Origin of the sequence: Marseilla massiliensis (assembly GCF_016899855.1) — a bacterium.
Lineage (GTDB): Bacteria > Bacteroidota > Bacteroidia > Bacteroidales > Bacteroidaceae > Prevotella.
This window is the reverse complement of the sequence record NZ_JACJJG010000020.1, coordinates 14,995-40,314: the sequence shown is the minus strand read 5'-3', so window position 1 is coordinate 40,314 and position 25,320 is coordinate 14,995. Positions and strand designations below refer to the sequence as shown.

The following is a 25,320-nucleotide window of genomic DNA, read 5'->3' as shown; positions in this document are numbered from 1 at the left end:
CTCATGGACCTGCACGACAAAATCCTGCTGCGGAAAAGGGCGCTCATTGAAACCGTCAACGACGAACTCAAAAACGTCTGCTACATTGAACATACCAGGCACCGCAGCATTGACGGATTTGCTTCCAACCTGATTGCAGGGCTTATCGCATACAACCTGCTTCCTAAGAAACCGTCACTCAATATTGACATCATTGATAAAAGCAGGCTTATTGCATAAGATTATTATACCGAACTCACGTTAATATTATAGAGAACAAGAAAAAGGCGTATAATAGTTGTAAAATAAAGGAAATACAATAGTGAACAATAAAATAAAGAAAATACCTACTTCGTGGTAAAAAAGAGTGGTTGTGTGAAGGAGAATATAAGGGTAAATCAATGGGGTAATCAGGTAAGAGAATAATAAAATCCACACAACTCTCTACTCTTCACCACTGTCTTTAAGGGACGAAGGACCAATCTCTTTACTTCTTTTATCACTACATTACATCCAACAAAAACAAGGAATAAAATTTTGAAAAAAATAACAACACATTACACAGTCTTAGCATCTTCATCGAAAAACAGTATCAAGAAAATGATAAAGGATACAACAATCAATGGACAGCTAAATAAAATCAATCAAAAAACAAAAAAGTAATTGTGGCTTATGTTCTTTATCATTGTTCATTGTATCGGATGTGTCAAGTAAAAAAATAATTCAACAGAAAAATGACCCAACAAAAATAAAGAGCAAAATGATGGAACCAATAAATAACAGACCTCCTTGATAGAAAAGTAAAAAATATGTTGCTGAATTTATCCCTTGGTTTTAACGGCAATGAAAATAAAATAATAATCTATCAAGAATACAGTAAAAATAAAAACCAAGGAAAATGAATTTAAAAGAAGAGATGAGAGCCGAAAAAGAATAAATATAAGGCCATGATTCTCTTATAATGGACAAAAAATAAGACGAAATAATTATGGGTAAGAACATAAATGATACGGTCAGCGTTTATTATGACGCCAAAGATGCAACAAGCACTATATACCTGAAACTCGATGAGGTACTTTTGAACATAGTTGGGAAAGATTATCTAAAGCAACAGACTGACATAGTAAGGATGCAGACAACCAAGGAAGCGTACATTGAGGAGAAAAGGAAACTCCCGATGATTGCCCCTTCAGGAATTTTCACTTACAGAAACGACAACATTGATAACCTCCGGGAATACTCAAACATCATGGTTCTTGATTTCGATAAATTCCCCAATCATGAAGCTGCCAATGAATTCAAGCAAAAAATAATACAATATGCCGACCAACTTCATATCTACGCAGTCTGGTTTTCTCCAAGCAACAAGGGTGTGAAGGTTGCTATGTTCCATGACAATACTAACCCGGAATACCATTACAACTTATTCATGCAGATAAAGTTCAAGTTATATCCCAACACGGAACAATTTGACAAGAGATGCGGGAACCTTAGCCGTACATGTTTCCTGAGTTACGACCCTGATGTTTGGCTTAATCCTGATAGGGAACATTTAACGCCTTTCAATTTTGTTTACGACCCTCAATACCCCAATATACCGCCAAGGAATTACAGCCCAAAAGGATATTCAAGCAAGGAGTTCAAGCATACCGAGGAAGAGATAAGACTGAACGAACTTTTCCAGGCACAATGGAAGGATAAACAACTGATGAACTATGTCGATAAGTTTTGGAGAAAAATATATCCTGATTCATACAAAGACGGAAACAGGCACCAATCGATACTTTCAAGGGCCAAGTGGTTATGTCTTTATGGTGTGTTGTTCGATGATGCAGTGAATTATCTTAAAGCCACGTTCGGTAGGCATGGAATTGACGAGAAAGATATTGAGGCGATGGCAATAAACAACTACAACTCAAACCGTGACAACTTCGGGAGCAAAAGGAACGAGATATACCAACGAAGGTACAACGGGATGAATTACAACCGAACCCGATGGAATGCTATGATGAATTAAGTCTGACATAAAAGTTCGGTTCAATAAAACTGCGGCCAAATCTCCCCTGAAAACAAGCCCCCCTCCAAACCGTACTGATAAAAAAGTGTGGCAAAGAGGGGATATTTTTTGTTTCGTTTTTGTTTATATCGATTTGAGTTTTTGCCTTATTCTGTCGGGCAATGATAAGGATAACGTAATAGCCTGATAATCAATGAATAAACATCGTAAAAACAAGACATGGCAAAATGAGCGGTAAAAGATGGCTGATGAGAAGGTAAGAGGTAACGTTTTAGAAGGTGATTTGTGGCTTTTGATATTCGATGTAAAATTATATGCTTGTTCAATGAAATTCTCATGGGCAAGCCTAATTTACTATTCCATAATTTATGATAACGTGAAATAAGTTAAAAAGTCGAATATGTATATCGTATATAAAATATATTCCTTATCTTTGTGGCAGGATAAAACATTGAAAATATGGAAGCAACAATAAAGAGAAAGAACATAGACCTTCCTATAGATACGATACAAAAACTGTCTGTTATGGCGGTGGCACAAGGAAAGAGCCTGAAAGCATACATTGAACAGGTGCTCATATCCAAGGCGAACAGTATTTCTGTAGAAGTAAGGGAAAATCCTTCACCTACAGGGGACTCTTGGTTTGACGACCCCGAAAACATGAAGTCCGTCAATCAAGGCATATCCGAAATGGAGTCCGGAGAAGGGAGAGTCTATACCATTGGCGAAATCAAGAAAACTTTAGGAGTATGACTTACAAGCTTGTGTTGACTCCCGAAGCAGAAAGGCATCTGAAAGAATGGGGTAAATCGGGACAGAAGAAAACGCTCCAAAAGATAGCTACCCTTTTTGAGGAACTACAGCTGCATCCAAAAACGGGAACAGGACAAGTGGAACAATTAAGGGGCAACTTGAACGGATTTTGGAGCAGACGCATAGATAAAGGTTCAAGGTTAGTTTATAAAATTGAAGAGGAGGTTATCACGGTAATCGTTATCTCTCTTAAAGGACATTATGGGGATAAATGAAATTTTGACGTATCCGCTGAACAGTTGATGAGCCTCCAGATGAAATACAATATGCTGTCAACAAGAAAAGACATCCTCGTTCATGAAAGGTTGGAAAAGAATTGAAATATGAAACGGGTTGGTAACATGAAACATTACTTTTTGATGAAGTGAAGGATAAACTTATCGGTAAGGTGGGAACTCCTGAGAGGGACGAATATGAACGCAAAGTGAACGAAGCCATGAACATCGATAAAACTAAGGACTTAGATGTTTTTGACAGCTTCCATACGGACTGGGGTGGTGACGGTTCTCCTGAGGATATAGCCAAGAAGCTACGTGATTCAAGAGTGTTTAAACGTGAAATACCAGAGTGGTAGTAAAAATTGTGGCAAAAGAATTCTTAAAAATGTAGCACCGATATGTCAAAACATAGAATAACAAAAGTATGGGTTGATGACACTCATGTATATGCAATGACAGAAACAGGACTTACAGCAAATTATGCTTTTTTCCAATGGCCTAAGCTTGCAAAAGCCACAAGGGAACAAAGAGAGGATTATCAACTGTCTTATTCCGGCATACATTGGCCACAGATAGACGAGGACCTGAATTTTGAGTCCATGTTCAATGCCAATGGTTTATGTCCAATAACGGAAGCCGAAAATTCGTTTTATTTTTCATAAATATAGACCACTTTGCAATGCTAGAACCCCAAGCCTCTCAACGATGCTCAAATCGGGGGTCATTTTATTTTTGACCGTTATTGATTGCAAGGACAGAATACAAAAAATCCGACAGACTGCAGATTTCAGCCATCCAGCCGTCAAACACATCTATACTAAGCCTTAACGTTAAATGACTTTACTCTCACAAAGAATAATACTCACAAAAAAGGGATTGCCATATAAGACAACCCCTCGTCGGTAATTTTTCTGTTATTAGTGCAAATAAATATAATTCTGAGTCATTTATACCTGCTTTATCCTTACCTGCCCTTGTACATATCATCGTAGTATTTCTGATAATCGCCTGACGTTACGTTGTCCATCCAAGCCTGGTTGTCAAGATACCAACGCACGGTCTTCTCTATGCCTTCCTCGAATTGCAGGCTCGGCTCCCAGCCAAGCTCACGTTGAAGTTTCCTTGAGTCAATAGCGTAACGCATATCATGGCCCTTGCGGTCGGTAACGTATGTTATCAAATTCATGTCCTCGCCCTCTTTGCGTCCTAACAAACGGTCGACGGTCTTTATGACAACCTTGATTATGTCGATATTCTTCCACTCGTTGAAGCCGCCGATATTGTACGTGTCGGCTGTCTTGCCTTTATGGAAGATGAGGTCAATCGCCCTTGCATGGTCCTCCACATACAGCCAGTCACGCACGTTCTCACCTTTGCCGTAGACAGGCAACGGCTTCCTGTGGCGGATGTTGTTGATGAACAGAGGGATGAGTTTTTCGGGGAACTGGTAAGGGCCGTAGTTGTTGGAGCAGTTGGTCACGATGGTAGGCATTCCGTAGGTGTCGTGGAAAGCGCGGACAAAGTGGTCTGAACTAGCCTTCGATGCTGAATATGGAGAGTGGGGGTTGTATTTCGTTTCTTCTGTAAAGAACTCCGTTCCGTAGGCGTGGTGGTGTTCCGAACTTGCCTTCGTGGTGAACGGCGACTCTATTCCCTCGGGATTCGTCAACTCCAACGCGCCGTAAACCTCGTCCGTCGAGATATGATAAAAACGCTTTCCAACGTATCCTTCAGGGCGGCTCTCCCAATATTCCTTTGCTGCCTGAAGCAATGTAAGAGTACCTATTACGTTTGTATGAGCAAAAGTGAACGGGTCTTTTATGCTTCGGTCAACGTGGCTCTCTGCCGCAAGGTGGATTATCCCGTCAACATTGTACTTTTCCATCAACGCCTTCACCGTTTTGTAGTCACAGATGTCGGCTTTTACGAAGGTATAGTTCTCCTTGCCCTCGATATCCTTCAGGTTGGCAAGGTTTCCTGCATACGTCAACTTGTCGAGGTTGATAATACGGTATTCAGGGTATTTGTTCACGAAAAGGCGTACAACGTGTGAGCCTATAAAACCCGCTCCGCCCGTTATGATGATATTTCTTTTGTATTCCATGATTCTTGTGTCGTTAATTTGTCAATAAAATCTTTTTTGTAAAAGACGGTCATTCGGTTTGCAATTCACGGCCTTTTATCATTTAATACGTGCCTTTTACGATGCAATTTGCCGTCTTTTGGAATGTGTTTTGTATGTTGTTGGTTATCAGTTCGTTAAGAAAAATGATAATGTTTATGCCTTCAATGCGCCCATGTTTTCCATGCACTTTCTCAACGAATCCGTCCAATAGGGTATCTTCAATCCGAATGTATCCTTTATTTTCGTCTTGTCAAGAACCGAATAGGCAGGGCGCTTTACTGGACTTGGAAATTCATCGCTGTGGCAAGGCTCGATGTCGCAGGTAGTGTTTCCTGCAAGCTCAGCAATTTTCTTGGTGAAGTCGAACCATGAGCAGACTCCCTCGTTGCTGAAGTGGTATATTCCACGTTTTGAGTATCCGTCCTTCGGGTTCTCTTTTTCATAGTAAGCAAGTACGGCCTTTATTGCAACAGCAAGGTCGTATGCGTATGTCGGTGTTCCTGCCTGGTCAAAGACAACGGTGAGTTTCGGTTTCGTCGCAGTAAGGTTTAGCATTGTCTTTACGAAGTTCTTGCCAAACTCTGAATATAACCACGCAGTCCTTATGATGACGTAATCACAGCCGACAGCCTCGATATTCTTCTCGCCCTCGAGCTTTGTCTTGCCGTAGACTCCCGTAGGCGTTCCCTTCTGGTCTTCCCTGCAAGGCGTGTTGTAAGGGTCGCCGCCGAAAACATAGTCCGTTGAAATCTGCACAAGAAGTCCGTTCACTTCCTTCATCGCCTCTGCCAATAGCTTCGGGGCATCGGCGTTGAGCTTCCTGCATAGCACCTCGTCACTCTCCGCCTTATCGACGTTAGTATATGCGGCGCAGTTGACTATGCACTGTATGTCCTTTTCCTTGACTATATTCCGTATGGCTTCGGCGTCAGTTATATCCAAAATAGTCGTTTCCACGCCTTCAACCTCGACTACATCAGTAAAGGTATAATTGTCGTTCGTGCCTTTGCTTATTATGCGCATTTCGTTACCAAGTTGGCCGTTTGCGCCTGTTACAAGTATGTTCATGTTGTTTGTTTTTTAGGAGTAAAGGATTTAGGAGAGAAGAAATAAGTGGAAATGCCTTGTTCAATTCATAATTCATAGTAGATTGTTTTCTCACCTTTTCACCTTTTCACCCTTTCACCTTCTCACCTTTGTTTTACCTTTTTACTTTTTTACCCTTTTACCTTTAAAATACAAATGGAGAACTGAAGTCTTTCAGCAATGGATGCTTCGTATCCTTTTCGCTCAGTATTGCATATTCGGTGGGTATGCACCAGTCAATGCCAAGGCTGTCGTCAAGTATACTTATGCCTCCGTCCGTCTCGGGATGGTAGAACTCGTCGCACTTGTACTGGAACACTGCCGTTTCACTCAACACGGCAAAACCGTGGGCAAAGCCTTTCGGGATGAAGAACTGCCTATGGTTGTCCTCGGTCAATTCAACCGCCACGTGCTTTCCGTATGTTGGCGAGCCTTTCCTTATGTCAACCGCAACGTCGAGAACTTTTCCCCTTACGCACCTAACAAGTTTTGCCTGTGTATATGGCGGACGTTGGAAATGCAATCCCCTCATCACGCCATACGAAGACATGCTTTCGTTGTCCTGGACGAACTCCACGTGTCCTACCTTCTCCTCAAACTCCCTTTGCGAGAAACTCTCGAAGAAATATCCCCGTGCGTCCTTGAAAATGCGCGGCTCTATGATTACCACGCCCTCTATGTCTGTCTTTATTACTTCCATCATTTTATAATTTAAGGAGAATAGCAAAATAACTTGTTTAAGCTACAATGCCATTTTTCTTAATTCTTAACTCTTAATTTTTAATTTCTCAGTACTCCAAGTTCCTCTCCAGCGTGTCTACCTTCTCGCCAAGAATAGACATTAGGTATTTCCCATAGTCGTTCTTCAACATCGGCTGTGCCACTTCCCTTAGTTTGTCTGCTGTTATCCATCCTTTGCGATAGGCAATACCCTCAAGACAGGCGACTTTCAAACCTTGCCGTTTTTCCAATACTTCAATAAAAGTAGATGCTTCCGACAAAGAATCATGAGTACCAGTATCAAGCCAAGCAAATCCACGAGCCATCGTCTGCACCTTCAGCTCCTTGTCCTTCAGGAATTCCTGGTTTACCGTAGTTATTTCCAACTCACCGCGTGCCGACGGCTTAATGCTCTTTGCAATGCTGACAACCTTGTTCGGATAGAAGTACAATCCAACAACGGCATAGTTGCTCTTCGGGTGTTCGGGCTTTTCCTCGATGCTAAGACAGTTCCCGTCTTTGTCGAACTCCGCCACACCGTAACGTTCGGGGTCGCTAACCCTGTAACCAAATACCGTCGCCTTGCCGTTCTTTTCTGCGTCGACAACAGCTTGTTCCAGCAAATCGTTAAGTCCTGCACCATAGAAAATATTATCACCCAACACAAGGCAAGCACAATCGTCCCCGATGAACTTCTCCCCGATAATGAACGCCTGTGCCAGTCCGTCGGGCGATGGTTGTTCCGCATACTCGAACCTAACCCCGAAGTTGCTTCCGTCACCCAACAGCCGTTTGAACCCCGGCAAGTCGTAAGGTGTCGAGATAATCAGAATTTCCCTGATACCAGCGAGCATCAATACGGAAATTGGGTAATAAATCATCGGCTTGTCGAAAATCGGGATAAGCTGCTTGCTGATTCCCTTGGTGATAGGATATAAACGTGTACCGCTGCCACCAGCTAATACGATTCCTTTCATGGAATTTGATTTTATATTGGTTTTTCTGTTGATTTATATTATCTTTGTAGACCAAAATTGAATAAATGTGTATAAAATCACGGAAATATTTCGTTTAATTTGTGCATATTTGGCAACGATTATATTATTGCCTATAGCTTTAATCTGTAAATTGTTTCGCAAATAAAGATTACTATTTGCTGAATGGATTTTTGTATATTCCCATCAATTGTTTCATGAAATAAAAGAAGAATTGCATATCATCAACAAAATACCTTTTGAATAATCTCTTTGGTTCTTTCAAGCAACGGTAAAGCCATTCCATTCCGATTTTCTGCCAAAGCAGTGGTGCCCGTTTCAAAGTCCCTGCCTCAAAATCTATCGTTGCACCGAGAGCCATAAAAAGTTTCACATTGGGCATCTTATCACGGTATTTCATTATCCACTTTTCTTGTTTCGGAGCACCAACACCGACAAGCAAAACATTAGCACCACTTTTGTTTACGATGTCAATAATATCCATGCATTCCTGCTCGTTCCGTTCAAATCCGAAAGAAGGTGAATGTGCCCCAACAACTATTTGTCTGCCTACTTTCTCATTGATTCCTTCCATCGCTTTTACGGCTACACCTTCTTTTGCACCTAAAAGAAAAATCCTACAGTCAGGGTCATCTTTGTGGTACATATAATAAGACGTGAAAAAACTGCTTCCGGGTATTGCTTCAGGTAAGGAATGTTTCAACAACTTGGACAATATGTAGAGGATTTTGCTGTCACATATTACCCATTCGGCCTTTTGGTAGACATCATAGAAATCCTTGTCATGTTGTAATTTTACAAGGTGGTCAACATTTGGAGTTATTAATACACCATCATACAACGAATTCAGGAGTTCTTTTCTTGTTATTGACTGTATGGCAATATTAAGTATTATTACTTTCTCCATATCAATGTGATAAAGTTGTTTTTATTACATTTTTATCCATTCCTATAAAAATTAGAATTTTTGCTCAAAGAACAAGAATAGATAATAAAACACACTTTTATGCCTTAGTTTAAGAGTACATTAAATGTTGTCAACCATTGTTTGTAAATCTTATCAATGGAATAATTGCTGCTTTTTTTGACAGCATTGTCGGCCATTGTACATCTAAGTTTTTCATCGGACATAATAACAGAAAGTTTTTCAGCCATCTTTTCAGCATGAAAGCCGTCTTTTGAAAAAGGTATAACAATTCCATCTTTACCATCATTGATAATATCGTAAACAGCGGAATAACTACCGTAAACAACAGGAACAACTCCCAAACTCATACATTCTGGCAAAACTAAAGGGAATCCCTCGTATTCTGATGTTAGCAAAAGAATTGATGCCCGTTTGTAATATGGGACAGGAGGCTGGAAACCCTCGAAGCTGACGTTTTGTAGGTTTAAGTTTTGTACCAAATATTCCAAGTTGTTTCGCTCCGGCCCGTCACCAACTATCGTAAGTTTCCAATCAGGATGTTCACTTTCAATCAAGCTCCATGTTTCAATCACACGATAAACACGTTTTTGGTTATAGTCAAGGCGACCGACATATATAACTTCTTTTTGTTTTAAGGTTAAGGCTTTTTTACCCCCCCCCACGATAAGTTGTTAAACACTGATTGCCAACTACTTGCAATCTTGTCTAACGAAAATGTCTTGCTACTCTCATAAGCATTTCTTGCAATATTATCCCGTTCAGTTTCATGTTCAATAAGCCAAGTTATATGTTTGGCCATTTCTTCCGGATGAAACCCTGACGATTTATCATAAGGAACAATTATTCCGTTTTCCCCATTTTTAATAATATCGTAAACCGCAGAATAACTTCCGAGAACAACAGGAACGACTCCAAATGACATACCTTCGACAATAACCAAGCCAAAGCCTTCATATTCGGAAGTCAATAGTAAAGCAGAGGCTCGTTTATAATATTCAGTTGGTTGCTTAAAACCTTCAAAAAATACATTGCGTAAATTCAAATCTTTACAAAATCTTTCAAGATTTTCACGTTCCTCGCCATCCCCGATAATCCTTAATGTCCAATCCGGATATTTGTCCTCCAATAACGCCCAAGTTTCTATGACCCTTGATGTTCGTTTCTGCTGATGGTCAATCCTACCGACATATATTATTTCTTTTTGTTTGTCTGCCAAATCAAGCTCATAATGTTCCGTATTTATCGTAACAGGATTAGTCTGTACAATTAATTTCTTTGCATTTTTAATGCCAGTAAAATCCTCGAAATGCTTGATGAAACTTTCCGACAGTACCATAAACCTGTCACTATTACGATAAATATAACGCATACTTGCCGCTGTGACTGATTTAAGTAAATGTAATTTGAGCTTTAGGAAAGAGCGTTTTATAACATTGTCACATCGTTCCAACGATATTTCGACCTGCTTGGTGCGTCCATTAGACAAAGGGTCATTATGATATACTGCTATTATTTTGATACCCAATCCTTTGGAGGCTTTTTTTAATGTTAACGCCGGGACGAACGGCAACCCCCACTGGTTTATTACTACCTGGATATTATTCTCTTTGAGTATTTGGCGAAGGGACTTTACATTTTCCTTCCCCGCATTAAAACCTTTCCCGTAAAATATTCTTACACGGCCGTTAAGCCTGTCGGTCAACGATGTCTTACCCTCGTAAAAAGCCCACAACACGACATTATGGCCTTCATCTGAAAACTTGTTTGCCAATACAGACGTGACGACTTCCAAACCGCCTATTTCAAAGGATTTAAGTAAAAATAAAATATTCATCAATTATAAAGCGAACCAATATTTATAACTTTGATTATAATCTATTTCCGCCGTCCTGTCCCTTATTACTTTTGCCGGGTTGCCACCCACTATCTTTCTTGCCGGAACATCTTTTGTAACGATGCTACCCGGTAAAACGATTGCCCCGTCGCCTATTGTAACTCCGGGCATAATCATCGCATTTGAGAAAATAAATACATTATCTTCAATTACGACAGGGGCGCCTTTCGTTTCAAACATCGGACTATCAATGTCGTGTCCGAGAGTGTAGATTTTAGTTCCGTGGGCTATGCCTACATTATTCCCGATTTTTATGCCACGGCGGTTATCTAAGTAACATCCAAAGTTGACAACGGAATTACTACCTATTTTAAAATTCCCGACATGAAAGAATTTACATCCTCGGTGGATACAACTGTTTTTACCAATCCAGATGCCAAACACCAATAAATAATAGCGTCTTATCGGATTTGGTACAAACGAATAAGTAAGATTAAGAAACTCGACTACGATAAATTTTATTTGAAGGAGGAAATCATGTATTACCCCCCCCGATTTTACTTTTGTTAACATGGCGTTTTTAATATGTTATGTTTTAGTTCGCAAGATGTGCTTGTTTGTCTCATGAAAGACAGTATTTTACGGCATAAAAAACGGCTTATTTCAAAGAGCCTGATTATAAGCAAAATGTAAAAATACAAAATACTTTGCATTATAACCATTCAGCTTATAGTTTGGCTGACATTAATAATCAAGCATTATTACAACACTTTATGAATAAATCGTTCCATTGTGACATTATATGGTCTATGCTGTACTTGGGTAACTCTTTCAAGGCATTGTTCCTCAGTTTCAACCGTAAATGTGGACTCTCAATTAACTTTTCCAAATTTTTCGCAAAATTCTCCGTATTGCCAAAATCACATGCCAAAGCTGTTTGCCCGTTATTATAGGCCCACCCTACACCTACAATATTGAACATACATATTGGAAGACCCACAGTCATTGCCTCCAATAATACAAGACCAAATCCTTCATGTTCAGAAGTTAATGCAAAAATGCTGCTTTTCAAGTATTCAGACTTAACATCGTCAACCGCATCATTAAGGATAAACGAATCAGTCAATCCCAATTTATCGATTAACGATTGTAATATAGCCTTGTCTGGCCCCATGCCGAACACTTCAACCTTCCAATCATTATGTCTATCATGTATTTTGGCCCATGCGTCAATGAGCAGGTCCAATCTCTTTTGTACATGGTAGCGAGCTACGCATATTATACGTTTACTGCTTAAATCCGATAGGCGGTCAGTGGAAAGTTGGGTGAAATTATTTATTACAACCATATTTTTCAAGTTCCAGTAGTGCCTGTCTTCATCGGTTAAGATAACAAAGCGGCCATAACGTCTGTAAATGGATTTTGCGACAGCAAAATATAAAGTCTTGAATAACCTGCTTTTATCATTTAGATTGTATTCCATACCCAAATAAGAAAAATGAATCTCCATTATTTTAGGTATGTCTCTTCTTATAAAAGGCAATGTCCATGTTACCACTTGGGTTTGGGCATTAACTACAATATTTGGCTCAATCTCATTGAGAAGCCTTGATATATTTTTAATTTGAGTAAAACAACCGACGATTTTTCTTAATGAATTGGCATTCAGTTGATTACCCCCCCCGATTTTACATAATTTCACATTTTTGGAAAGATTGTATGCCGAGCTTTCTACATCATTTGCAACGCAAATTGTGACATCATGATGGAATTTATCAGCCAAATAATTAGCCTTGTCAACGACGATACGAGCCATACCACCTTTATAGTTTAGCCCGTTTATGAAATAAAGAATTTTCATGTTTGATAAAAAATTACAGTCCTATCCAATGCTCTAAGAAAATGTCAGGATTTCCTTTATCGCTATTCCACCATTTTTTGGGATAAATAATACATTCTTTTGTACGCCCCAATCGTGCTCCCCAATAACTGAATGTACTATTAGCGATTATTCCACATTTACATTTTGACATGAGATACATATCCAATGGAGAATTAGCGCCCGTGTTCCAATTAACAAACAAGGTATCTTTTCCTAAATCCAAGTTCTGCCTCATCCATTGTATGTCATCCGAAAAACATACAAATTTCACTTTGGGAATTTTTAATTTTATTGTTTTTATTGCTGAATTGTAATATTCTGAAGTACAACAACCTTCAAACAAAGATTTAAATGTCGGAGATAAATAATCGCCTCTCCGTACATGAATAAAGCATGAATTTGCTTGCCTTATATCCTTGAGGGCCATTTTGTTCTTATCAGACAAAGCCTCCTCTTCAACCTTCCATTTCAGCCATTCCACATCAGGGATAAAACGCTTGTTGAACTTAAAAGGGAAAAACACCTTGGCTTTTTCATGTATCCAGTCAAGTTGATTCAAATCGAGCCATTGTGAAGTTGGAAAAAACTGTTTATAAATGTAGAACAGGCCTGTTACAGGTAGAACCCACCATGTTTGCCGGGGCAACTCTACTTGAAACCATTTATCAATTTCAAGGCCATAATGCTCTTTCAATTTTTTTCCATACAATCCATAAAAATGTTCGTCAGGAAAACGTTTTTTTAAATACAGATAAAAGGCATACTCAAAAATCTGGTTGCCTAATCCTCCTGTAAAAACCAATATTTTCATTATTTGTATTTTTCAAATTATCGTTTATATTTCAGGCCAAATAAAAAGCAAAAATATTTACATGAATCTTTTAAGGAATATCTTCCATCTAAAAATATAGGCAACTTTAATATAATATAAATAATTTTTAAAATGTAGAATTGAGACTTTGTAAGCCAGATTCTCATATAATTAAACAAACCTGTTTCACTCATGATTTTTTTATCCATAAGTGTACATTTTGAACTACTTACTTGCTCTAAATGTATTATTTGTGGCCCTTTGACTAAAGCCATCTTATATCCATGTTTGTGGAAACGTCTTTGCATATCATTTTCTTCATGATACATGAAAAAGCTCTCGTCAAACAATCCTAGATTTTCTATAACATCCCTTTTGATAAACATATCAGCTCCAATAACCATTTCTACTTCCATCCAATCTTCATACTTACCCCAATGGTTCTTATCAGAACTTTTTGCTCTATATTTTTTTAAGTAAGAAGTAATTAACATACTTAAAACCCTTTTCATTGTCAGAAATCTTCCATATGATTGATTTGGATGCAAATCTTTATCTAGTAAAAAAGCACCAATACATGCAATATTTTTAGGGGATTTTTCCATTTTCGAATAAAAAATGGAAGCAGCATCATTTAAAAGAATAGTGTCCGAATTTAAAAGAAAAACATATTTCCCTTTTGCTGCTTTATAGCCTAAATTATTTGCTCTTCCAAAACCCAGATTTATATTTGAAGGGAGGAAATGTATTCTTTTGTCATTGGCAAACAAGTTCACACTTCCATCGTTAGAATTGTTATCCACCAATATAATCTCATATTCCACCACTTTTGTTTGCGATATAATACTCTCAATGCATTTTTCCGTAACAGATTTAGTATTATAATTAACAATGATTATTGACACGTCCATTATCCTTATTTATTACTATTTGTTCGTATATATTCTTAATTGTATTACAATTCGTTTCTATTGAATAGAGTTTATCGACAACATTAAAAGCTTCACTTCCTACTTCATATTTGGAATATTTTCCATTCTCAACTTCCATTATTGCATCTCTCAAGCCGTCATTATCTGTGAATCGCAACGATAACTCACGTCCTGAAAATTCATATGCATTATCCATTTGCTCTTTTGTTCCCCCTGTGTCACGACCGATTATCAAACATTTATTATACATTCCTTCTGCCGTTATAAGTCCAAAACATTCAAAAATAGACGGTACTATTAATGCTTTTGCATTTCTCATAAGAGAATAAACATCATCACGAAATCCTATAAAGCGTATAATATCAGACATTTTTTTATTTTCAACATAGGCCATTATTTTTTTTGCATAAACTGAATCTATCCCACCTGCTAACAATAATGGTGTTTTCATATTCTCTTCCTCTATCAGTTTAACATAAGTATTTATTAAATCCGAACATCCCTTATGCTTTGTGATATTTCCGACAAAAAGATAATATCTGCTTGCATTTTCTCTTTCAGTATCTTGAATATTAACAGGTCTCTTTATTCCGTCATAAATTATTCTTGCAGTATCTAAGCCATAATAACTTGCCAACCCTTTTGTTATGCAAATAGGGATACTTTTCGTCTTATTTATAGTTTTCACAATGCCTTCAATTCCTCCATATGGATTATATCCCATATCCAAGGTTTGATATTCCCTTAAATGCCAAACATGAGGAATACCACATTTGTAACATACATATGCCGGAATTCTATACACGCCAACATTTGTATGCACTATATCTGGCTTTAAATACATGACTAATGCTTTTAACTTTGTCTCGGCTCTTTTATTTATAAATAAATCTCGAAGTAATCTTGGAACAAATAACATATAATCTTTTAGAGATTTAAGAGGCGGATAAACATCAAATCTCATTGGAATATGAAATGTTTCTATTCCCATTTTCGCCAAATCATATTGCAATCCTAAAGATTCTGAATACACAACTTTTATATCATAAGTGTTTTTTATTCCGTTTATCAAATTCAGCAAAGCCTTTCCGGAACCAAACCTATCACCAACGGTTATAAATAAAATCTTTACCATAAAAATGTTTCATAAGGAAATATTACATTACCATTGCCCAATTTTTGCATTCCCGATTTTTGAATCTCATAAAACGAATACAGTCGATAAAATTCAAATAATATAACTGGTAATATATAAATAAAATTCTTCTTATTAATACAATGGGATAATGCAACACACAATATCGGAATAAAAGCGAACGTTATCCTTTGCCCGATAGGAATAGTTATTAAAATATTTGTTACCACAATGCTAAATAATGCAATCTTGTTTATAATTTTATTGAGTTCTTCATTTCTATTTGTATTAATAATAAAAATACCATACAAACTTAGAGGAAGAACATTCCTAAAATACTCATATCCTGTAATAAGTTCTGTTTGCCCAATATTTTCAAAATATACCATTTGTCCAATGCCTATGAAATAAGACAAATAAAGAAAAAAGTTTTGTAAATATGCAACAGCTATATTACCTATCGCAAAACTTATAATAATTAATAGAAAGTATGTGTTTTTTGAAAATTGATGTTTGATAAGATATAATAATATTGTTACCAATATTGGAAATAAAGATGAATTATGAAAATTAAAACTCAGAAAGCCCCACAAAAAAATATAATACCATTTATACTGAGAAATTAAAGCGTAAAAGAATAATAAATAAAAACTAATTGATATGGATTGCCGCATACCTCCATACTCAATAAATAAGAAAGGTTCCAAAAATACGATTGATGACATAAGGAATAATGTCAAAAGAGGCTTTAATGATATTTTTTGTATAAACCAAAACTTTATAGATGTTGCCAAAATAGCAGAAACAAAAATATACCAATATTTATTTAATGAAATCCAACGGACTAATATATTCCAATATTCAAATGCTATTTCAACATTGTCTCTACCATTATACCCTGATACAGGATGCAGAAAAAAATCAATATAATTATATGTATCAGTTCCAACATTTTCTGTTCTTATTGCCGGCAAAATACACCACAATAAACCTAAAAGTAAATATGTCCTCTTTTCCTTTATTCTATTAGGATTTTTAAGATAATAGATTCCCATAAATCCAATAATAGCAATCAATAATATTATTATCATCTCAATAAAATGTTGTTATAAAGACTTGATAATTCTTGCTGGATTCCCCACTACAACATTATTTTGTGGGATACTTTTCGTAACAACGCACCCAGCTCCTATTACAACATTATCACCAATTTCAATATTTCCTATTACAATGGCTCCTGCGCATATTTTCACATTATTCCCAATTGTTGGCAAATTACCTGAATGAGACTTGTTTGTTCCTATAGTTACATTATGCCAAATTTGGCAATTTGCCCCTATAAATTTTGCATTAATACGAGTCGAATGACCATGTTGTATAACTAGTCCTGTATCTATATTAAAACTGTCAAAATATAAAGCATATTGTCCTTTTGCACACCATCGAATAAAAACACTCCATCCACCAAATCTAAAATAAAGAACACTTCTATATTCAGAGAGATTTAGTAGGTCTATAAATAGGGAGAAATTTTTTCTCCTGTTAGGGAAAATTACATCATACCATCGGTCGCGCTCTTCGGTCAGACTCTTCTTTTTGTTAAATATTAAAAAAAAGAAAATTATAGGTATAAATCTAATTGCCGCTATATACTTAAAAAGCTGTCTTACACATTTTTTCATAATCATTTAAGATTGTCTGATAAAAATTTTGTCCCTATCTCTTTAAACTGTCTCAATCTTGTGTCAACATCTCCCCAGTTGATAGTTTGCTTTTTCATCATTGTGAATGTTTCTGCGTTTTTTATTATCCTGTCTTGTAGCCCCAAATATTCCAATATCGTGTATATGCGGTCATTCATCCCTGACAGAGAGCCCTCTATTAATGTCACAAAAAAGTCTCTATGGAAAATGAGTGAAAACATCACACCGTGGAATGAATTGGTGATTACCAATTTGTTGTTATATATCCCCGACAGCCATTCTTCTATGGAATACTGATTCCATTTATTAATGTCAGGCTTATATACATCATATTCACATTGCAGCGTTTCCTCTATTTCTGCTATTAATTTTTGGTTTTCTTGCAATACATATATGAAGCAGCCCCGATTGTTTATGTGTCTATTTACAAATGGCATATATTGTGCTGAGTTCACGAGTACGGTCGGGTCTGGCACAACAGTCACTTGACCCTTTGAGAACTTTGGCTGGATGATTTTGATTGCCGTATTTTCACGAGCACTAATTGCATAAAAATCATTGATAAAGTCAGAGACCGTGGCAAGCACATCTGTTGGATATTGTTCACATCCCAGACTTACCGCATAGGCTATTTTACGGATATTAGTTTTGACAGGCAGCCAATACACCCGACCGTAGTTTAATGCTATGTACGGATTCCACACCTGGTCACTGCCTACGATGACAATGTCATATCCACTTATCAAACGTTCACAATCAGTTGCATTGTAATACCGTGTGTTGGACAGGTTCAAATTCTTTTTTCGGAACCGCTTGAATTTTTGTTCTTTCAAATATTCACAGACATTTTTTTCAATCGTGTGCACTGATTTGCTTTTAAAGCATAGCAGGAAATTGTCCCTAAATGTTTTCGGCGCATAGTTGATAATTTCAACATCGTAATTCAAGCCTTTCAAGTAAGTTTGCAAGGCGTATGCTTGAAGAACTCCACCGTAATTAGTTCCCCAATGAAACGTCAAAATACCGATTCTCATGCTCTGCTTTCTTTATCACTCTCTATTACTTGTAGCAAGATTATCCATATATTTTTCCTGAGCCTTTAAAAGTTCACTTGCCAAAATACCGACATTAGCGGTGCTCAGTTTCAGACTGTAGTTATGACCTGAATTGTCGTTGTCCTTAAATATGCATATCACATTTTCTTGATTAGTGTCATCAAACTCTACGTTACCATGTGATATGGAATTGCGCAGGTGATAGATGTGCTTCAAGTCACTTGGATACCGCCCTGCAGGATAGGTGTCTGTTTCTTCTTTATTGTCGTCTATCCAGGCATTGACAGCTTTATAATCGTCCTTATATGCATCCAATATCAATTCTTTAGGCAGTACCAACAAAGAATACAAACAGGCAAGTAGCATACCTTGATTACCGACCTTTATTTGTCCTTTTTCATACATCTCTTTGATTTTAGGAAATGGAAAATCTATTCTTTTGAAAAAATCGCTGTCAATGAATATTTCACTTTCCTTTGATAAAGTGAGCAACAGTACTGCATTACATGTACTCTGAATAATCAAATTTTCTTGGTTTGAATAAGGCATATTTCTTAATGTTTAAGTTGTACAAATACTTTCTTTATAATATTCTTTATTTTTCGTTTTGCTATCCTATAAAGAGACTTATGTACGGTTCGTTCTATTAATTCGGCTAAGTTCCTGTAGTCTACAAATCTCTTGAAAAACAGATTATGTTTCGGATGCATTTTCACATCTTCTTTAAACCCTCCATTGAACCGTTGCGCATCGCTAAGTGAAGAAACACGTACCTCCATGTCCAACGTATCAAATACAGCTTTCCCTTTGTCCGTATTCAGCAGAACCAATCCTACCCCTTTGTCATCATCAAAATCAGGCATTAGTTGGTTGATTCCCCAATAGTCAGCAATGGTCAGGTCGCTGTGACTCACGCCGTTCTTGCACTTACAGTGGTAACAGCTTGGACGCAGATACACATCGGCGAGAAACCCTTTCATGTAAGGGTTGTCATAGTGAATATCGGACAACAAAACTGTATTTTTGTCCGCCTTAGGGGCGGACCCACGGACAACAAAACTGTATTTTTTCCAGCCATGAAGTGTTTTATCTCTAAACTCTATGCCTGTTATCACAGGCACGGACTTTATAGATGAAGACAAAACTGAATTTTTTCCAGCCGCCTTAAAGGCGGAAAAAGAGGACATTTCTTCAAGATACTTGCGCCAAACACCTGGACTTGGCACACCATGGCAGAGAAAATCCACCGATAGCAGGTTGGGATAGTCCTTGCGAAGGTAATTGTGCAGGGCGGTGATTTGGCATGGACTACCAGTAAACAACACCTTGCGACCTTCCTTCAAGAACCTCTCGGCTTGACTGAACGATTCTCCAATACGGCTTTGGACATATTTACTGCCCATCATTGGTTTCACTCCATCCAACGTTTCAGAATAAGTGTGCTTGACCTCCCAATTTCCGTCGAACACCGCACCAAACACAACGCCGTTTTGTTCAATTACCTTTTTGGCAAAAGCGATGAATACCCCTCCTGACGAACTTGCCATACGTTCCTCCTCGTTGCGGTTCTTCACTGCAAGTACCTTCATTACCGGTAGTTTTTCCGGACGGTTGATTATCGGACAGACTTTTTCACATAGTCCACAGTCAATGCACAATGTCTCGTCTACTACAGGATAAAGGAATCCTTCTTCATCCTCCTTCATTGAAATGCAGTGCTTGGGACAGCGTTGTACACAGGCAGAACATCCACAACAATCCTGCTTGTTTTGTATTTTTATCATTTATGGAAAATTTTGTTTGTAAAAGCAACAACCTTTGACCTGACAAATGTCCGTTCATTTTTCGATAATCCAATAGTATAGGCTACCGTACCGACTGATAACATACAAATTAAGCACACCACAAAGAAACGGGCAACCGTGTCATCCATGTTATCGTAAATGATGAAAGGCGCGATAACAGATAATACGACAACAAAAAGCACTCTCGTATAGATGTTCTTGATGTAATCTACGATGCGTATACCTATAAGAGGTCGGAGCAATACCATCCGCACAAGTTGCGTTATTGACTCCACTGCGAAATGTACCAAGAATACGGAATATGCAGGACAACCGAGTTTCAGGCAGACATATGAAACTGGAAGTATCATCAAAAGTATCGAACCGCAAATGGCTTGGTACTTGCGAACTTTACCAGTAGCTTGGTTGGCTACCATCAAAGGGTTTGACAATGTGTATATCAAAGACGTACAAATCATTATACGCAGAAATACAACAGTATTGTCCGGTACGGTTTTCAACCAGACGGTCAGGATAAAGTTGGTTTCGAACAAGACAGGCAAGGAAAGGAAGAACAGCAGGTAGAACGAGAACCTTGCGCTGCGGAACATCAGCTTATGCATGTCTTCCATTTCCCCTTTTGCATATGTCTTGGTGATTTGTGGATTGAGTGCCATCTGGAAGTTGCCTATGAACTGCTGGATTGCACTTTGGACCTGTACTGCAACGGCGCGTGCTGCATTGACAACCGGTCCGAAAAACACGTTGAGAAGCATATTCAGGCCTTGTCCGAACAGCACGCCAGCAAGATTACCGAACATACTCCAACCTGCAAAACTTGTCATTTCCTTGAAGAAGGATTTGTCCCAAACATGGCGGTATTTTGATTCTTCGAAATGCCTGTTGCAATAGTGGTTGTAGCAAAAGCGGATGAGCAGTTGTACCGCCAAAATCAGAAATGCATAGAATATCAGCTTGTCGAAGGGAGAAATAACAAGGGCATATACGATTGCAAACTTCAGGACCGCTTCTAAAATGGATATGTAGGCGAATACTGACATCTTTTCATGGGCAATAATATCTGCGTTATACGGCACGCTGACAATCATCACGACAGTCGAAACAATCGAGCATTGCAATACCCAAAATGCAGCATCCATACGGTCTGCAGGTATCTGCATCTGTGTGTACATAAACCAAAGTCCTACTGTTTCACCTAAAACAACAATCAATGCTGCAATAAGGAAATGTATCTGCAACGAAGTACTAAACACGGTCTGCAAACGCTTCATGTCACCCTTACCCAATGCAAACGTGATATAACGCTGTGTTGCTGATGACATAGAGCCGTTGATAAAACCGAACATCGCAACAACTCCACCGACAACATTGTATACGCCATAATCAGTAACGCCTAAAGTGTTCAAAACAACACGGCTCGTATAAAGCGTTACAAGCATGATAAATAACGTCCGCATATACAGCAGCAGCGTATTCTTGGCTATACGTTTATTGTTGACTGAAGTATCAGACATTTTTACTTTTCAAAAACATTCAAAATAGTTGTCGCTGACCTCGTTTATATTGCACAACCGATGGTCATAAAACTGCAATCGGCAAGAGCTTTTAATTCATGCCTCTCATTGCGTAAGCGTCCAATTCTGACGTACCACCCGCTTTACAGGCAGCATGTCTAAAATAAGATTAAAATCCGATTGATATTTATTATTTATTAGCACTTATACCGATGGTTGAGGGCATAAATTTTCTATAGTTACGGTTGCCTACACTTATCTTTGCAAAGTGCCTTTTCCCGTCGCATCAATTCCTTTTTTGCATTTTGGCTATCTCTTCATCCTTTATTTTAAGCAATTCCTGAAAGTATGGCATAGCCTCGCCCATTCTGGATTCACCACGGCTTATTGATTTTTCTATACTCTCAAGCAGTTCAACCAGTTTTTCAAGTTCGGCTGTCTTACGTTCTTCCTCTTTACGGGCCGCTTCTTCCTCTTCTATACGTTTGGCAAGGTAGTTGACTTCTTTCACCAGTTCCTCCTTGCTCATTCCTTCCAACCGCTTTATATAAGAATAGGGAATTTTCGTCATAGGTCGTTTTTTATTTGTATATTATTTGTTTTCACTGCTTGTCATTTCGTTGCTTTTATTCCGCTCCGAGATTTCCCCTAAGAAGTTCAGGAAATCAAGAATGTTAGGCTCGTCTGTATAGAAACCGTTTATGTCCTTCTCGAACTCCCCGTAAAGGTCTTGGTGCATGGTGTATCTATTTCCAAATTTTGTGGTGAAGGACTTATGTTTCGCATCCTCTTCCTCGTCATCATGTATGCTGTCAAAGAAAATATCACTGTCCCATAAATCGAACTCGTTTTTATCCAACCACGCTATAGGGCCATTTATGTATGTTTTCCCGAGGTATGTAACAAGCTGGCCGACAAAACACATATCCTCAATCTTCTTCTTTGAAACTCGGACAGGAAATATGACATCAATGGTGGTATTGTCCTTTTTCATTACCGTAACTATATATCCGTCATCTTTGCTTTCAAACGGCAGGTATGAATCTAACTGCATGGGCTGGACAGTTTTCAAGTTCGCTATCACTTCCTTTCCGTTTTCATCCATCTTGAAACTCTCGGCAATTCTTGAAAGCAATGTACAGCCTTCCTTGTCATGCCAGTTGAAAGCCAAGTCGGATTCAAGCATTTCTTTTGCCTTTTTCATGTCACCACCGGCAAGTTCCAAGAATGCGTCCTTTCTGTATTGGAGGTTGGGGTATATTCTTCTTACTGTCCTGTCTTGAATGGCGAAATACGAAGCGACATTCTTCAACTTTTGGAAATCACCTGACAAAACACATTCCTTAATCCACTGTTTCAGGCTGCTTTCGGGTGCATCGGCGACTGCTTGGGTAAAGGCATTATAAAGAAGGTTTGTGTCTTTTGTTGATAGATCCAACTTGTCACACCAATAAAACGCCATGTTACCCAAACTTCTGTAAACCACGCTATAAGAGGAATCAATATCGACGGACACTGTATTTTCGACAAGCATAACCAATTGGAGCAGGTAGTATTCGTTCATATTCCTGGCACTTCCTTTTGCGATGTCATGGAATTGCTTGTAGACACCGTAATAAAAAGCCACATCACCATTTACGTCCATAGTGGGATGATGAAGTTTCTGCCACCTTTTCTTGAATATGTCTTCAGAAGTTATGGTTATATTTGAAGATTGGTTATTATGCCGCTTTTTCACTGTCTTGCCTCCTTAACTTCATTTTTCCCTTTTCACGTCCTCACCTTTCCACCTTTTTTATATATGCAGCCAAACAGTCCTAAGATACCTTCTCCAGACAGCAAGATGGGTCGTGGTGTTAATTTCAGTGCAGATATTAGTGCAGGTATTTATGAGTTCGTCCTTTGCTCCATCAATGCCGGCTTCTGATGTTACAGTTATTGCCATTACATTGAGCCGTTCTTTTGCTATATTAAAGTTTTGTATTGGTTTGACTTTTGATTTTTCGTTGGTAAGGATATTATATAAAGTAGGAGCGTAGTTGTGGAAAGACTCTATCAGCTTTTCCTTGTAGATTTCCTTTTTTTCAAGATTATCAGGGTTGTTTGCCGCTTGTATTTTTGTCCCTTTCACCAATTTCTCGTTAGCCTTTCCAGCTGTCATAAAATACTCACCAAGAAAATAGTCCCAGTTTGCAAAGAGGGTAAAACTTTCTTTGTCCTTGTCTTGTATTATTCCGATGTGGGCATAATAAGTGGTCGTAACCGTTTCCTCTTTTTCCTTACTTGGATAATATACCTGTTCCGTTATATCTACTTTCCTTATTATCTCTATGAAGTTGGTATGTTGTATCTTGATTTCGTGTTGGTTATCTTTTAATTCAGCACCTGGAGTAGGGGTGAGGAACGGTCTGATTATGAGCTTCTTCCAGTTAGACTTTACATAACCGGGATTGTCTTTCTCGTAACGGATTAAGTTCAATATCAGTTCGGCGTTCTTAGTATCAAGTTTAGCAAACCTTTGGCTTAACTCTTTGTGCCCTTTATTATACAAGCTTTTGCAGAAATCAACCAACGAGGGCTTGAATGTTAACTCGTCGATAAATTCATAGAGCATAGGAAGCGTCTTGTCCCCATAGCCGCAACCTTGTATCATTCCTATCAACAAATCAACAGCCCTTTCCTTGATTGTCCCTAATGTCTGCTTATCACCTTCCGCGTTGTGAACCCTTACTACGTGAAAGTTCCAGATGTTGGGGATTGATACAGCCCTGTCAAGTCCTTTCAAATGATATACAAGCCTTTTGTCTCTCCTGAATTTCGTGATATATCCTTCAGTTCCTGCAAGTGGCCCGTCAATCACCTTTACAATGTCGTTAGGCTCGTTTGTTTTGGGGTTGAATGCGTAGTCGGTGTAAGGACGTTCAAGGGGTATTGCTGTGTCAGGGTAGTTCTCGTTATAATCCTTAAGCTGCCTCATCTGCTCTTCTGGGATTACGCTCATCGACGCTTTCTTTCCGTTTTCCGTCTTTCTTTCGTACTGAATGAACTCCTCCATTGAATATCGGCCGAGAAATTCCGACAATGCTTTCTGTGTTGCCAGGACGAATACAAAACCTGAAAAAAGAGGCCCTTTCTTTATTTCCTTACCTAAACCGACATCTACGGTAGTACGGTCAGGGGCGTATATTTCAAGTATGTTGCTGTTCTCCGCCTTGTATTTCTCAAGAAGTTCCACAGTAGCTTTTTCACGGTGGGGCCTGGTACGGACGATATACCAGCAATAGTCTACGTTGTTAAGCTTGTCCTTCATGAAAGCAAGGAAAGTAAGGTCGGAGTTTAATATAGGAAACCGTAATCAAAGGTCTTGCGGAAAGCACGTTCTCCACGTTCCCTTCATGACAATCGCATGAAAGTTCTGAAATACCTTTTCAAGATAAGAATATGCGTCTTGCAACTGATTTTCATTGCATTCGCTTGCATTATCTTTCAGGCGTAACGGCAGTATCCCGGACGAAACTCAGCAGCGATTACCTACCGTTGTTATGTGGTGTGACGAACAAAGCGTTGCAGGCTTCATTTTTTTCATTTCCATACCACAAAATTCCTTGTTGGTTCCTTAATTTAGTTCTTGTTTCTATGGAGGAGTTTATCACCGCTTTATAAGTATAAAACCTCCACTCGCCTGCAAAGTTACGAAAAACAGCGGATTTACGGCACTTTCGGAGGACTTTTTTAATGAAAAATTTTCTTTTGTGTTGGACTAAAATG

The 25,320-nt window shown here is 38.3% G+C and carries 27 protein-coding genes; 6 read left to right on the top strand and 21 right to left on the bottom strand.

What is annotated here, in order from left to right; translation table 11 throughout:
* From H6A34_RS05905 to H6A34_RS05880, 6 genes are all read left to right on the top strand, one after another.
* A partial coding sequence (locus tag H6A34_RS05905) for a transposase (RefSeq protein ID WP_205103907.1) occupies positions 1-219 on the top strand: 219 nt, incomplete at its 5' end.
* A 748-nt stretch (positions 220-967) separates the two neighbouring features.
* A complete protein-coding gene (locus H6A34_RS05900) occupies positions 968-1,996 on the top strand; it encodes a BT4734/BF3469 family protein (protein ID WP_205104104.1) in 1,029 nt (342 codons plus the stop codon).
* Between the two features lie 459 nt (positions 1,997-2,455).
* A complete protein-coding gene (locus H6A34_RS05895) occupies positions 2,456-2,749 on the top strand; it encodes a hypothetical protein (RefSeq protein ID WP_205104102.1) in 294 nt (97 codons plus the stop codon).
* On the top strand, positions 2,746-3,024 hold the full coding sequence (locus H6A34_RS05890; protein ID WP_205104100.1) for a Txe/YoeB family addiction module toxin: 279 nt from the start codon (positions 2,746-2,748) through the stop codon (positions 3,022-3,024). Before H6A34_RS05895 ends, H6A34_RS05890 begins: the two co-directional genes overlap by 4 nt.
* Before the next feature lie 149 nt (positions 3,025-3,173).
* Positions 3,174-3,383 carry a hypothetical protein gene (locus H6A34_RS14935; protein WP_239480778.1) on the top strand — a complete coding sequence of 70 codons (210 nt, stop codon included), beginning with the start codon at positions 3,174-3,176 and terminating at the stop codon, positions 3,381-3,383.
* Between the two features lie 42 nt (positions 3,384-3,425).
* On the top strand, positions 3,426-3,689 hold the full coding sequence (locus tag H6A34_RS05880) for a DUF2442 domain-containing protein (RefSeq protein WP_205104098.1): 264 nt from the start codon (positions 3,426-3,428) through the stop codon (positions 3,687-3,689).
* 302 nt (positions 3,690-3,991) lie between these two features.
* Here the strand turns inward: H6A34_RS05880 and H6A34_RS05875 are convergent, their stop codons facing one another.
* The 21 genes from H6A34_RS05875 to H6A34_RS05775 all read right to left on the bottom strand — a co-directional run bounded on the left by H6A34_RS05875 (position 3,992) and on the right by H6A34_RS05775 (position 24,862).
* Complete coding sequence (locus tag H6A34_RS05875) at positions 3,992-5,131, bottom strand: dTDP-glucose 4,6-dehydratase (RefSeq protein ID WP_205104096.1); 1,140 nt, start codon at positions 5,129-5,131, stop codon at positions 3,992-3,994.
* Positions 5,132-5,305: 174 nt separating this feature from the next.
* Entirely contained in the window at positions 5,306-6,220 is a 915-nt protein-coding gene (gene rfbD / locus H6A34_RS05870) for a dTDP-4-dehydrorhamnose reductase (RefSeq protein WP_205104094.1), read from the bottom strand.
* 163 nt (positions 6,221-6,383) lie between these two features.
* Positions 6,384-6,938 (bottom strand): dTDP-4-dehydrorhamnose 3,5-epimerase, encoded by a 555-nt coding sequence (rfbC, locus tag H6A34_RS05865; protein ID WP_205104092.1) that lies wholly within the window; start codon positions 6,936-6,938, stop codon positions 6,384-6,386.
* Between the two features lie 88 nt (positions 6,939-7,026).
* Complete coding sequence (rfbA, locus tag H6A34_RS05860) at positions 7,027-7,935, bottom strand: glucose-1-phosphate thymidylyltransferase RfbA (RefSeq protein WP_205104091.1); 909 nt, start codon at positions 7,933-7,935, stop codon at positions 7,027-7,029.
* 172 nt (positions 7,936-8,107) lie between these two features.
* Positions 8,108-8,860 (bottom strand): WecB/TagA/CpsF family glycosyltransferase, encoded by a 753-nt coding sequence (locus H6A34_RS05855; protein ID WP_205104090.1) that lies wholly within the window; start codon positions 8,858-8,860, stop codon positions 8,108-8,110.
* Positions 8,861-8,964: 104 nt separating this feature from the next.
* On the bottom strand, positions 8,965-9,543 hold the full coding sequence (locus H6A34_RS05850) for a glycosyltransferase (RefSeq protein ID WP_338088632.1): 579 nt from the start codon (positions 9,541-9,543) through the stop codon (positions 8,965-8,967).
* Entirely contained in the window at positions 9,519-10,715 is a 1,197-nt protein-coding gene (locus H6A34_RS05845; protein WP_205104089.1) for a glycosyltransferase, read from the bottom strand. Before H6A34_RS05845 ends, H6A34_RS05850 begins: the two co-directional genes overlap by 25 nt.
* A gap of 3 nt (positions 10,716-10,718) precedes the next feature.
* Positions 10,719-11,288, bottom strand: coding sequence for an acyltransferase (locus H6A34_RS05840; RefSeq protein WP_205104088.1), 570 nt, complete (start codon positions 11,286-11,288; stop codon positions 10,719-10,721).
* A 178-nt stretch (positions 11,289-11,466) separates the two neighbouring features.
* Positions 11,467-12,576 carry a glycosyltransferase gene (locus H6A34_RS05835; RefSeq protein WP_205104087.1) on the bottom strand — a complete coding sequence of 370 codons (1,110 nt, stop codon included), beginning with the start codon at positions 12,574-12,576 and terminating at the stop codon, positions 11,467-11,469.
* A 13-nt stretch (positions 12,577-12,589) separates the two neighbouring features.
* Positions 12,590-13,408 carry an alpha-1,2-fucosyltransferase gene (locus tag H6A34_RS05830; RefSeq protein WP_205104084.1) on the bottom strand — a complete coding sequence of 273 codons (819 nt, stop codon included), beginning with the start codon at positions 13,406-13,408 and terminating at the stop codon, positions 12,590-12,592.
* Positions 13,409-13,425: 17 nt separating this feature from the next.
* On the bottom strand, positions 13,426-14,313 hold the full coding sequence (locus H6A34_RS05825) for a glycosyltransferase (RefSeq protein WP_205104082.1): 888 nt from the start codon (positions 14,311-14,313) through the stop codon (positions 13,426-13,428).
* Positions 14,294-15,475 (bottom strand): glycosyltransferase family 4 protein, encoded by a 1,182-nt coding sequence (locus H6A34_RS05820; protein ID WP_205104080.1) that lies wholly within the window; start codon positions 15,473-15,475, stop codon positions 14,294-14,296. The genes H6A34_RS05825 and H6A34_RS05820 overlap by 20 nt, the downstream gene beginning before the upstream one ends.
* Positions 15,469-16,566 carry an EpsG family protein gene (locus H6A34_RS05815; RefSeq protein WP_205104078.1) on the bottom strand — a complete coding sequence of 366 codons (1,098 nt, stop codon included), beginning with the start codon at positions 16,564-16,566 and terminating at the stop codon, positions 15,469-15,471. Before H6A34_RS05815 ends, H6A34_RS05820 begins: the two co-directional genes overlap by 7 nt.
* 15 nt (positions 16,567-16,581) lie before the next feature.
* Positions 16,582-17,157, bottom strand: a complete 576-nt coding sequence (locus tag H6A34_RS15180) for a serine O-acetyltransferase (RefSeq protein ID WP_262896352.1) — start codon at positions 17,155-17,157, stop codon at positions 16,582-16,584.
* A 2-nt stretch (positions 17,158-17,159) separates the two neighbouring features.
* A complete protein-coding gene (locus H6A34_RS05805) occupies positions 17,160-18,212 on the bottom strand; it encodes a polysaccharide pyruvyl transferase family protein (protein ID WP_205104073.1) in 1,053 nt (350 codons plus the stop codon).
* 15 nt (positions 18,213-18,227) lie between these two features.
* Positions 18,228-18,782, bottom strand: a complete 555-nt coding sequence (locus tag H6A34_RS05800) for a HEPN family nuclease (RefSeq protein ID WP_205104072.1) — start codon at positions 18,780-18,782, stop codon at positions 18,228-18,230.
* 5 nt (positions 18,783-18,787) lie between these two features.
* Complete coding sequence (locus tag H6A34_RS05795) at positions 18,788-20,017, bottom strand: Coenzyme F420 hydrogenase/dehydrogenase, beta subunit C-terminal domain (RefSeq protein ID WP_205104070.1); 1,230 nt, start codon at positions 20,015-20,017, stop codon at positions 18,788-18,790.
* Positions 20,014-21,477 (bottom strand): MATE family efflux transporter, encoded by a 1,464-nt coding sequence (locus H6A34_RS05790; protein ID WP_338088631.1) that lies wholly within the window; start codon positions 21,475-21,477, stop codon positions 20,014-20,016. Before H6A34_RS05790 ends, H6A34_RS05795 begins: the two co-directional genes overlap by 4 nt.
* A 361-nt stretch (positions 21,478-21,838) precedes the next feature.
* On the bottom strand, positions 21,839-22,123 hold the full coding sequence (locus tag H6A34_RS05785; protein WP_205104066.1) for a hypothetical protein: 285 nt from the start codon (positions 22,121-22,123) through the stop codon (positions 21,839-21,841).
* Positions 22,124-22,144: 21 nt separating this feature from the next.
* Positions 22,145-23,290 carry a hypothetical protein gene (locus tag H6A34_RS05780; RefSeq protein WP_205104064.1) on the bottom strand — a complete coding sequence of 382 codons (1,146 nt, stop codon included), beginning with the start codon at positions 23,288-23,290 and terminating at the stop codon, positions 22,145-22,147.
* Between the two features lie 57 nt (positions 23,291-23,347).
* Positions 23,348-24,862 (bottom strand): transcription termination/antitermination NusG family protein, encoded by a 1,515-nt coding sequence (locus tag H6A34_RS05775; RefSeq protein WP_205104062.1) that lies wholly within the window; start codon positions 24,860-24,862, stop codon positions 23,348-23,350.
* Positions 24,863-25,320 lie beyond the last annotated feature (458 nt).